Source organism: Synechococcus sp. R8-2 (genome assembly GCF_047461715.1).
Classification (GTDB): Bacteria; Cyanobacteriota; Cyanobacteriia; order Thermostichales; family Thermostichaceae; genus Thermostichus.
On sequence record NZ_JANSHQ010000077.1, the window covers coordinates 1 to 10,719 of the forward strand.

Here is a 10,719-nt window from a genome sequence, read left to right on the forward strand (position 1 = left end):
TCCTGCGATTTCTAGCTGACGCGACAGAGATTTAGGGGTTTCCTTATCAATCCTCTGCAGTTGCGTTTTGCTGCAAATCTTAGGTTAGAAACGCTCAAATTACCTCAGAGCAAGGGTTTCCGCCATTGTCATCACTGAGGAAATAGCCAGAATAAAAGTAGCCATCGACCCAGCAATGGGCGCTACGACAACTCGGTGAACGAACGATGTTTCCCTCTCTTTTAAATCCACGTGCAGCAGGCATACTCCTATCGGGAGCTGTCTTGGGCATCCACTGCCAGGTGGCCATGGCCGCCCCCTTCCGCGACACCTTTGGCCACTGGGCCCAAGCCTACATTGAGACCCTCTCCGCTCAAGGAGTGTTGAACGGCTTCCCCGATGGCACCTTCCGCCCCAATGAGCCGGTTACCCGCGCTCAGTTTGCCACCATTGTCAATACCGCTTTCCGCCTCCGCAATACCTCCGGTACTTTCATCGGCTTTCGGGATGTGCCCCCCACCCACTGGGCAGCCAGCGCCATCTCGACGGCAGCAGCCAACAACCTGGTGGCAGGCTTTCCCGATGGCACCTTCCGTCCTGAGCAGCCCGTTACCCGCACCGAAGCGCTGGTGGTTTTGACCAACGCCATTGGCAACACGGGAGCGATCCCAGCCGCTCAGCCCGGAGATCTCTTCAGCCGCTACCGAGATGCGGCAGCCATCCCCAATTGGGCCCTGGCACAACTTGCGGCGGCCAACCGCGCCGGGTTGATCGTCAATTATCCAGACCCGATGCTCTTGGAACCCAACCGTCCCGCCACTCGCGCCGAGGTAGCAGCCTTCACCCACCAGGCCATGCTCAGCCGGGGATCCTTGGTGGCGCAAAACCCAGGGGGATCCCTCTCCGGTTCCCAGCCGGGCTTCGACCTGCGCCTTTCCACGCTGGCGGCGGGCACCCTGATGCAAACCACCACCCCCTTCAACGAGCGCCTCTTCATTGCCCCCAACGAAACCCGGCCCATGTCTTTGATCGTCCGCAACCCGATTCGCAACGCCCAGGGGGATATTCTGGTGCCTTTTGGCTCGCGGGTGGATGGCCGCTTTGAGCCGGCCCCAGGGGGCACCCGTTTTGTGGCGGAAAGCATTATCGTCAACAACCAACTGTTCCCCTTGGCTGCCCAATCGGACATCATTCACGATGTCAAGGATCCCCGCTACACCACCACAGGCAAAATCATTCAGGATGCGGCCATCGGTGCAGCAGCAGGCGCTATTCTCGGCTTGGTAACCGGAGACAATGCCATTGCCACAGAGGAAGTGCTGGGGGCAGGGGTGGCCGGAGCGGTGATCGGCAATGTAACGGCACCACAGGTGGTGGTGCTGGATCCCAATCAGGTGATCGAGCTGCGCCTCACTCAGGATCTGGCGCTGACCCCAGCATCCCGATAAAAGCGGTGCTGGCATAGCTATCTTCCCAGCCAATCCAAAAGGGTTGTTCCCCCCAACCACAGGCCGATCAAAATGGAAGTGGTCAGCAGTCCTCCTGCTACACAGATCAGGGATCCCAAGCTGCACAGGATCCCGTCTTCTTCCAGGAGGCCAAAGGCGGTGACGAAAACCCCCATTGCCGGCAGGGTGTTGGTGCCTGGAACGGGGATGATCATGGAAATCCCCATCAAGCCGATCCAGGTGCCCAGCCAGACTTGGCCGAGCCGTGTGGTGCAAAGCTGCTTCCAACGGGGGCGGGCAATTTTTTCAATGCGCTGCAACCACGGGATCCCAGCCTGCACCCACTTTTGAAAATGCTTCCGTTCAATAGAGGTCTGCAACACCCATTTCGGCAGCCAAGGAGTGGTTCGCCCTGCCAGCATTTGTGCGGCCAGCAACAGGATGACCACGCCAAAGGGAGTGGAATAGCCGGGAGCCGGCAGAGGCAAAGCAGAAGGGAAAGAGAGCACCGCCAAAAACAAGCCAAAACTGCGCTCGCCCGCCAGTTTTAGAATGTCTTCGATGCGGATCAACCCTTCCGGGGAGGGTTCGGGTTGCTCTGGGCTCTCGGGAAGGCGGGAAAACCGGGCTAGCTCTTGAGACAGACGGGCCATAGAGGGGGCAGGGCTGGAGCGGGCAAAGTTTGGCAACGGGTGGGCACTACCTGGAGGGCCAACGATAGCCTACTGCAAATTCAAGTTGTGTTGGATATCTTGAGCAAAGGGGTGGTTTCGGAGAGGTGACATGCTCGGTGGTAGGTTTAGCAGGGCTACACCCATCAGCAGTCTTGAGCGACAGCAGAAGCATCCGACTCAGTCCAGCAAGGGGTTGCATGGGCTGGGATGGCTCCTGTTGCTGGGATCCCTGTTGATGGTGGGGCGCGGTGTGGCCCTGGCAGAAGCGCAGTTGGAGGTGGGCACTTCCACTACCCTATCCCCGCAGGCAGCTCCGCCGGTGTTGCCACCCCCCCCTGTGGAAGTCCGACCAATTTCCCTGGATACCGACCCCGAGCAAACCGCCGATATGCCCCTTTCCTTGATGGCCGAACAGGTGCTGGAGGCGGTGTGCGAAGCCCAGATTGATGCCCAACGGGCCTTGGCTCTCATGCCCGACCTGAGCGAATCCCACATCCGTGCTGCCTGTCCGAAGCGGCTGATCCCCAAAAGCTGAAGGGGCGGCCCCAAGTTGGCGCTGAAAAGTAGCCGGAAATACGTTCACTGCCAAGGAAAGGTGGTACTCAACCTGTGTACCTCTTTCTTCAGAGAGCCTTCCATTTATGATCAGCCTTTTTATGAGAGAGCCTGTCTGGTAGGGATCCTGGCGGGGGAACTCAACCGAACAGGCAAGCTGGGGGCGCTCTAGCGTGGACTTTGAACTACGGGCCGGGGAGATTTACGCTCTCCGGGGGGAGAATGGCGCCGGGAAAACCACCCTGATGAACATGCTGGCGGGCCTCTACCAGCCGGATGCTGGCGAGATTCGCCTGCGGGGCCGCCCAGTGCGGATCTGCTCCCCACACCAAGCCATCCAACTGGGCATCGGTATGGCGAAGCTTATGTGGTGCAAAGCTTTACAGGTACCGGCAACATTGTTACACTGACCTAAGATTGTCTGCATCATTGTGCAAATAAATTCACAGACAGCCTATAAGTTTTGTGCGGATCTACACTTGGCATCACTGACTTGAGGGGAAGCCATGCCCAAAAAAGCCGCCAGCACAAAACCAAAAACAACTAGGGCAACCTCAAGAGAAGAGACCAAGCCCGATCCGCAAGGGGCGATTGCTGCAGAAATCCAGCGCCTTTCCGATACCTACGGCATCTCTAAGGAACTCCTGGAGAATTTTGCGCGGTTTGTGGTCAGGCAGCTACAGCCACCGCCTCGGTTGTCTGTCAAAGAGCTGCAGAAAGCGATTTACAACCACTTTGGCGTTAAAAACGCAGCCGAGCTGAGAAAGTCAGCCAGCTTCAAACTGGCAACCAGCGGCATGGGCAAGCTGAGCTTATCCAACATAGACGATTTGGAGCGCATTTATCGTCAGCACATCGGGATCCTTCCCAACGAAGAGGGGGAAGAGGGGTATGGCTGCATCAACGGGATCAACATCTTCAAGTACGACTTGCCATGGCGGGTTTTTGGACTTGACCCCGATCGAGCTACCAATGAGGACATCAAAGCTGCCTTTTATCGCCTGAGCAAGATCTACCATCCCGATTCTCCAACCGGGGATGACAAAATTTTCCAGCGATTGACTCTCTTCTACAAAAGCCTTACGGAGAAATTTGAGCAATGGCTATAGTCTATGTTTCTTCAAACAAGCTCGCCGAATTTTTGGGTATCAGCCTTGAGGAACTCAGGGAGATTGAAGCCTACTTTGACAGTATCCCTGATGATGAGTGGGAACTGGTGGAAGGTAAAGACTATCGCGTTATCAACAAAAGTTCGGGGCTGAGAGAATACACGCAGTCTGGTGCTTACGCCATTTTATCCTTTTTAAGGTCTAGGTCAGAGCAAGGTCGTAAGTACTCTACAGACACAAGCATTAGCACAAGCATTAGGAATTGGTTCAAGGAAGAGTATCGCAAGAGGCAGAAGGCTCTGGTGGATCATAGGATCCTCGAAAACAGCTCCTCTCTGGTCAGAAGACAAGATCAGTTTTGGCTATCTCTTCAAGATGTTGTGACGATCTTTGGAACTCGAACTGATTACCTTAAGAAAGCGCTTGAGATTGCATCAAAACAAAGTAAACTCATCAAAGACGTTCATTACACACGCTTTGGCAACGACGACACTGTCTACCTCTCTTTGCGAGGCATCTATGAGCTTGCCAAGATTATGGTAGAAGTCCTCAAGCAAAACCACAGAAAAGACTGGTGTCGAGATGTTGGCGAACGCATTGAACCCCAGATTCAGGCAATCGTCAAGACAATCCAGGATAGACAAAGGCAGATAGAAAGAGCAAAAGAGCTTGCAAGAAGAAGGGATAAAAATCTCTGTAGAGTTACTCGAAAAACAGCCAGTAGCCTAACGGTTCACCATCTCTACTCTGAAGCGCACTATCCAAAGATTGCAGCAAATCCTTCCAACCTGATTACTATAGCCAGCGAAGTGCATAGCCACTTTCATCAGTGGATGGGAGGTTTCAACGAGCCATGTACAATTGATGACTTCATCAAGTATGTTTTGGAATACTATCCTGAGAACAAAAACCTGATCATCTGGTTGGGACAACAGAAGGCCAGTCTTGGGCCGCAGTTGCCCATTGGCAAGGGGAGAGAGCATGTGCTCTACATTCCCCTCCAGCGTGTAACTTGAAATAACCCATTGGTTATCGGTTGTTTTCAGGTCATTCCAACCACCTTAGTCAGGTTTGTCCGTCCTTGAGGATCCTTGATCTCTTTTTGGGGATCCCTCTTTCTTCGAGCAATCCGCGTCTGTCTCACTGGAAACGACAGAGGCCATAGTACAGCCAGGGATCCCTAAACCAAGCCCTGATTCAAGATCTCGCGGGAACGGGCGATGGCTGCTCTCAAGTTGGCCCGCTGGGTGTAGCGCATCGTCATGGCGGCAGTTGTGTGGCCCAGCAAGTGCTGAATGTGTTCGGGGGCAACGCCACGATCCAGCAGCAAGGTGGCAAAGCTGTGGCGAAACTGGTGAGGGGTTTGATGTCCCGGCTCAGGCTCGGTGAGCTTGAGCACAATATGCCGTAGACCATCGTAGGTGAGGGGACGGCCTCGGTAGGCCAAGCAGCGAGATTGGGAAACAAACAAGGGATCCGTCGGCGCGCACGGGCCCCGTTCTCGGCTCAGATACTGTTGCAACAGCTCGGAGAGGGGATCCCCTACTGCCACAGCGCGAGGTTTACTCCCCTTGCCACAGCGCACTTCCAACAGGGATCCCTCGGGGCTGATTTGAAAATCTTGAACGGTTAAGTCCAACAGCTCCTGGGCCCGCAGCCCGCACTCCAGCATCAGGCGAATCAAAGCCGCGTAGCGCAGAGAATGGTTCTGGGCCCGCTGCAACACCCGCTGTAGCAACAACCGATCCAGATCGCGGGGCAAACGAGCGGGTAGGCGGGCAGGTCGAATGGCTTGAGTGGGCAGGGGATCCTGAAGGTAGCCCCGTTGGCTGGCCCATTCAAAAAATTGCTGCAAGGCCAACCGCTTCAGGTTGTAGGTGGCCGGAGAGGCGGGCGGGTGGATCCGCTGGCCGGAGCGGTTGCGAAACGGACGGCCCTTCAAGCTGTTCAAAAAGGACTGGACGTGGGCAGGCTGCACCTGGGGCAGCGGCACGGGGCAAGTTTTGGCAAACTGCTCCAGAGCAATGCGGTAGGTACGGCGGCTGGCAGGGGCCAGATCCCGCTCCCGCTCCTGCAAAAATTGCGCCGCCAGATGGCTGAGGCTGGGAGCAGGGCCGCTCGGTTGAGTCTGTCGAACCTGACCAGGTCGGGGATCCCTCATCTTTAGCCCACTGGCAACCCTCAACCAACTCTATCCTTCCCCTGCGAGCAAGCTCCAGCTTGGACTCGGCCCCTACCCCGGCATCAAATGCTGAGCGATGAAGTCCGTGTACACTTCGCCCCTCAAAAAAGCTTCATGGCGCAGGATCTGCTGGTGGAAAGGGATCGTGGTGGGCACCCCGGTGATGGCGCATTCCCCCAAAGCCCGCTGCATGCGGCGGATGGCTGCTGCCCGGTTAGGCCCCCAGACGATCAGCTTGCCCAACAGCGAATCGTAGTAGGGGGGAATGGTGTAGTCGGTGTAGATGTGGGAATCCATGCGCACCCCCGGCCCCCCAGGGGGCAAATAGGCACTGATCGTGCCAGCGCAAGGCCGAAACTGCTGCTTGGGATCCTCGGCGTTGATGCGGCATTCGATGGCATGGCCCCGCAGTTCCACATCCTTCTGGCGAAAGGTCAGGGGTTGACCTTGGGCAATGCGAATCTGCTCGGCAATCAGATCCAGCCCGGTCACCATCTCGGTAACCGGGTGCTCCACCTGGATGCGGGTATTCATCTCGATGAAGTAAAACTGGCCGTTTTTGTCCAGCAAAAACTCCACCGTGCCCGCTCCCACGTAATTCACCACCTTGGCTGCTTTCACCGCCGCTGCTCCCATGCGGCTGCGCAGAGCCGTTGTCAAAGCCGGGCTGGGGGCCTCTTCCAACAGCTTTTGGTGTCGCCGTTGAATGGAGCAATCCCGCTCGTACAGATGCACCACATTGCCCTGACTATCCGCCAAGATCTGAAACTCCACATGACGGGGGCGCTCGATGAACTTCTCCAAATAAACCCCGCCGTTGCCAAAGGCCGCTTGGGCTTCCCCCTGGGCGGTGCGCAGCATCTTCAGCAGCTCCTGGGCATCTTTAGCCACCCGCATACCCCGCCCCCCGCCACCGGCGGTGGCTTTGATGATCACGGGGTAGCCGATTTTCTCCGCCAGCTTCACTGCCTCCTCCTCAGAGGTGATCAACCCGCGGCTGCCCGGCACCGTCGGCACCCCCACCGCTTGCATGGTCTCGCGGGCCGTGGCCTTGTCGCCCATCTTGCGCATCGCCTCTGGCGAGGGGCCGATGAAGATCAAGTTGTGGTCGGCACACATCTCGGCAAATTTGGCATTCTCCGCCAAGAACCCATAGCCCGGATGAATGGCAGTGGCCCCGCGGGTGAGGGCTGCCGAGATGATGTTGGGAATGTTGAGGTAGCTTTTGGCCACCGGGGCATCTCCTACGCAAACAGCCTCGTCCGCCAGTTGGACGTGCAGGGAGTTCTGATCCGCAGTGGAGTAAACGGCCACAGTTCGGATCCCCATTTCCTGACAGGTGCGGATGATGCGCAGGGCAATCTCACCCCGGTTGGCGATCAGGATCTTGGTGATGGGCGGCATGAGGGAGGTTCAGAGCAGAGAGATAACTTGACCGCTAAAGCCAGCAGTCTGTGAACGCAAGGTTAAGTTTAGGTGCTCATCCTACTATGCCAACCAGAGGGAAGAATAGAGAAGGCTGGTGGGGATCCCACATTCAGTCCATCCAGTCGACAACCTAGGTAGGACTGAGGCTACAGGGATCCGGCTGCAGCAGAATCCCGGTGGGGGCAAACTGCGTCACCCAAAACTCTACATCCTGAAACTGGTGACGCAGGGTGTTGCGCACTTGGGCGGCCAGCTCCAGGCTGGGCATGATTCCGAAGACCGTTGGCCCCGACCCCGACATCAGGGATCCCAGGGCCCCCGCCGAGAGAAGAGCTTGGCGCAGTTCCCCTACAATCGCGTACTCCGGCAAAACCACCTGTTCCAGGTCATTGCGCAAACTCCTGGCTAACGCCGGCGGATCCTGACGGCTGAGAGCCGCCAACGCCTGCGGCAAGGTGGGCAGTGTGGGTTTGGGTAGGGCATCCCCTCCCAAGCTCCCCTGACGAGAACGAAAGGCTTGATAGGCCCAGGCGGTGGAAACCCCCAGGTGCTTGGGCTTGGCCAGCAGCACAGGGATCCCTTCCCAATCGGCCAGCGGCTCCAAAACTTCCCCGCGCCCGGTGGCCAGTTGCGTTCCCCCCTGGATACAGAAGGGAATGTCGGATCCCAAGCGGGCTGCCAAACTCTGCAACTCTCCCACCGTCAGGCCCAGCCCCCACAGTTGGTTCAACCCCACCAAAACCGCTGCCGCATCAGCCGAGCCCCCCGCCAAGCCTGCTGCCACCGGAATGTGCTTTTCGATGTGGATCTCCACCCCAGCGGCAGAGTGACACTCTTTTTGCAGCAGCTCAGCCGCTCGATAGGCGAGGTTGCGGGCATCTGTGGGCACTTCTGGACGATCGCAGGTGAGGTGGATCCCGTGAGGACGGCTCTTCAACTGCAGTCGATCCGCCAAATGAATGCTCTGCAACACCATCGCCACCTCTGAATACCCGTCAGGACGGGATCCGAGGATTTCCAGGTAGAGGTTGATCTTGGCGCGGGCAATCAGGGTACAGGCTTGCATGGGGTGAAAATCTGGGTCAGCAACAAGTCTCAACTCCCCTTAGCCTGTACAGACCTGATCAAAACACAGACTTATCCGGGGAGGTCTCCCAGCCCGATTCTAACGGCAATGGATCCCCTTTCTAGCTGCCGGAGCGCGGCCATGGCCCCAGCCACTCTCCACCGCGAAAGCGCCAGCGGGGAAACAAAATGCGCATTACCACCCAAGCGCTGAGGTAAAGGCAAACCCAGACCACACTGTAGTGGAGAATAAAATCTCCCAAGTCAAACCGTTGGGTTGGGATATAAGGAAGACCCACCACCTTCAAGACTGTACCCAAAAAAAGCCCTTCCCAAATGCCGGCCAAAAGCTGAAGGATCCCAGGCCAATCGTGATCCCACATCCACCCCATCAGGTAGTTATAAACAACATCCCAAACACAGCCAAACAGACCTACGTAGAACAGCACCCAAAAATAGGTGAGGCTGCCGCCATGTCCAGTGATCCCAAAATAAAAGGGTAAACTTGCCAAAACACCAACGGTGGCCAATAAGAAAATGCGAGTTTGCCAGCGGCCAATCAGGGTCGGAGTCATCTTTTCCTCCAGCAGTTTTGCCTATCGAGATCATCAGGATCTATTTCGCTCCCGGTCTGTTTGAGAGAATCTTCTGGCCTTCACCCCCATCCGTTCTCCCTTTGGTAGAGAAGAGTTAGGGCTCAGCGCAACGCCACTTTCATGAGGCTAGCGCGATGAGGAATGGCCATGGTGTGCCGCCAATGTTTTACGTGTGGGACAGCGTTGATAACCAAAAACATCTCACAAAATCCAGAAGCGTTGCCCAATGTCGGCAAGCTAAGGGCTGATGTTCAAGGCCCACTTGCACCATTGCCACAGGGATCGGATCCCTTCTAAGCCTTTGACCCCCGGTGCCCGCAGTCGAGCCAGGTGTTCCACCGAGCGATGGGCACAGTACTGTAAACCCAAAAACGTATCCACCGGCGCATAGGGCCCGCCCAAGGTGATGATCCCAGCGGCGTACATTCGCCCATCCCGGTTGCGCATCTCCACCAGCTCAAAGTCGTTGGAGACATGCAAGCGCCCGTGAGGATTGAGGGGCAGGTTGTAGTGGGTAATTAGATCGTTGAGGAGAGGATTGGTCATGGGATCCGAAACCAAACCCGTACAGTCGATAACGAAATCGGCCTCCACCTTTAATTGCGTGTTGTTGTGGGTACCTCGAATGTAGGTTACCGGCTTACCCTTGTCGCCGGGAACCACCGACTCCACCTTGCCGAACACAATCGAGTACCAGCCCTCTCGCAACCCTTGCCGCACGATCCGCCGCCATTTCCGCCGACTTGCTGTCGTGGTGCCGCCCCAAGCTTCCAGCAGTTCGCGCCGTTCCAGGGGGGTCGCCGCTTCCAATTTGGCACGCAGAACTCCTCCCCAAGTGCCCTTGGGCCAGTTGAAGGGCTGAAACTCCCAATGGTTATCCACTGCCCGTTTGGCTCGTCCGAAGCGATTACCGCTTTTGGGCGCACGGCTCAGATGCACCACCGAGATGCGGGGGTTGACTTTGCGGGCTTCGTAAAGGCGTTCCATCACCTGAGAGGCGACGATCCCAAATCCCCGAATTAGGACGGTGCCACCTTGTTTCTCCAACTGCTCATAAACGTGATCATGAGGCTCATAGCCGTGTACCACCGATCTCAAATCTCCTGTTTTTTCGCGAAACTCCTGCAGGTCGTTGAGCAACTTGATGGCCGGATATCCAGTTGCCAAATGGAGATACTTGGCCACCATAAAACGGTGATCCGTATGGCCGGGCCGCGTTGCCGAATAGGCCACCACATATCGCCCATCCTCCGTTTTGCGAATGGCGCGAATATGGCCGTAACACAACATTTGCTCCCAACCAATTCGGGCTGCCTCCCGATCCATTGAGGCGAATACATCCCCCGCCCGCGGCGTATAGGTATCTGCCAACAAGGGCTCACTAAATACCTGCCACAAAAAGCCGAATGCTTCCAACAATCGGCCGGAGAAAAAGGAACGCCAAGCATCCCGCAGAGCATAGCCAGGCCAGCCCCAAATGTTGTCTGGACAAGAATCGGAGCCAGAGCGAATTCGCTTCCAGCGGGGGATCTGGCAGTTGGTCAAAAGCCGTTCATACCGTTCGTAGGGTTTGCGGGCAATGCTGATGACGCGAATGTGCTCCGGTCTGACCCCGTAAATGCGCAGGGTATCCACCCAGACAAAGCTGCCGATACCGCCGCCCAAGGCCAAATAGAGGGTCTC

General features: G+C 56.7%; 11 protein-coding genes. 5 read left to right on the top strand and 6 right to left on the bottom strand.

The annotated features are described in order from the left end of the window. The first annotated feature begins 263 nt into the window (after nucleotides 1–263). On the top strand, nucleotides 264–1,427 hold the full coding sequence (locus NW819_RS01985) for an S-layer homology domain-containing protein (protein WP_414412734.1): 1,164 nt from the start codon (nucleotides 264–266) through the stop codon (nucleotides 1,425–1,427). A gap of 17 nt (nucleotides 1,428–1,444) precedes the next feature. Here the strand turns inward: NW819_RS01985 and NW819_RS01990 are convergent, their stop codons facing one another. Further along, nucleotides 1,445–2,080 (bottom strand): exopolysaccharide biosynthesis protein, encoded by a 636-nt coding sequence (locus NW819_RS01990; protein ID WP_011433016.1) that lies wholly within the window; start codon nucleotides 2,078–2,080, stop codon nucleotides 1,445–1,447. 130 nt (nucleotides 2,081–2,210) lie between these two features. Here NW819_RS01990 and NW819_RS01995 point away from each other — a divergent pair, with 130 nt between their 5' ends. From NW819_RS01995 to NW819_RS02010, 4 genes are all read left to right on the top strand, one after another. Further along, nucleotides 2,211–2,636, top strand: coding sequence for a hypothetical protein (locus NW819_RS01995; RefSeq protein WP_414412735.1), 426 nt, complete (start codon nucleotides 2,211–2,213; stop codon nucleotides 2,634–2,636). Nucleotides 2,637–2,829: 193 nt separating this feature from the next. Continuing rightward, a complete protein-coding gene (locus tag NW819_RS02000; RefSeq protein WP_414344206.1) occupies nucleotides 2,830–3,066 on the top strand; it encodes an ATP-binding cassette domain-containing protein in 237 nt (78 codons plus the stop codon). Between the two features lie 96 nt (nucleotides 3,067–3,162). Then, the gene (locus NW819_RS02005; protein WP_083757641.1) at nucleotides 3,163–3,765 is read left to right on the top strand and encodes a J domain-containing protein; all 603 of its coding nucleotides are present in this window, start codon (nucleotides 3,163–3,165) and stop codon (nucleotides 3,763–3,765) included. Next, nucleotides 3,756–4,781 carry a hypothetical protein gene (locus NW819_RS02010; RefSeq protein WP_414412736.1) on the top strand — a complete coding sequence of 342 codons (1,026 nt, stop codon included), beginning with the start codon at nucleotides 3,756–3,758 and terminating at the stop codon, nucleotides 4,779–4,781. The genes NW819_RS02005 and NW819_RS02010 overlap by 10 nt, the downstream gene beginning before the upstream one ends. Nucleotides 4,782–4,945: 164 nt before the next feature. On the opposite strand, the gene NW819_RS02015 is transcribed toward NW819_RS02010, so the two are convergent. From NW819_RS02015 to NW819_RS02035, 5 genes are all read right to left on the bottom strand, one after another. Continuing rightward, the gene (locus NW819_RS02015; RefSeq protein WP_414412737.1) at nucleotides 4,946–5,926 is read right to left on the bottom strand and encodes a tyrosine-type recombinase/integrase; all 981 of its coding nucleotides are present in this window, start codon (nucleotides 5,924–5,926) and stop codon (nucleotides 4,946–4,948) included. 72 nt (nucleotides 5,927–5,998) lie between these two features. After that, nucleotides 5,999–7,351, bottom strand: a complete 1,353-nt coding sequence (gene accC, locus NW819_RS02020; RefSeq protein WP_414412738.1) for an acetyl-CoA carboxylase biotin carboxylase subunit — start codon at nucleotides 7,349–7,351, stop codon at nucleotides 5,999–6,001. Nucleotides 7,352–7,505: 154 nt separating this feature from the next. Further along, nucleotides 7,506–8,441 (bottom strand): 4-(cytidine 5'-diphospho)-2-C-methyl-D-erythritol kinase, encoded by a 936-nt coding sequence (gene ispE, locus NW819_RS02025; protein ID WP_414412740.1) that lies wholly within the window; start codon nucleotides 8,439–8,441, stop codon nucleotides 7,506–7,508. Nucleotides 8,442–8,562: 121 nt separating this feature from the next. Further along, nucleotides 8,563–9,015, bottom strand: coding sequence for a hypothetical protein (locus tag NW819_RS02030; protein ID WP_011431474.1), 453 nt, complete (start codon nucleotides 9,013–9,015; stop codon nucleotides 8,563–8,565). Between the two features lie 258 nt (nucleotides 9,016–9,273). Then, the coding region (locus tag NW819_RS02035; RefSeq protein WP_414412739.1) for a hypothetical protein at nucleotides 9,274–10,719 on the bottom strand (1,446 nt) is incomplete at its 5' end.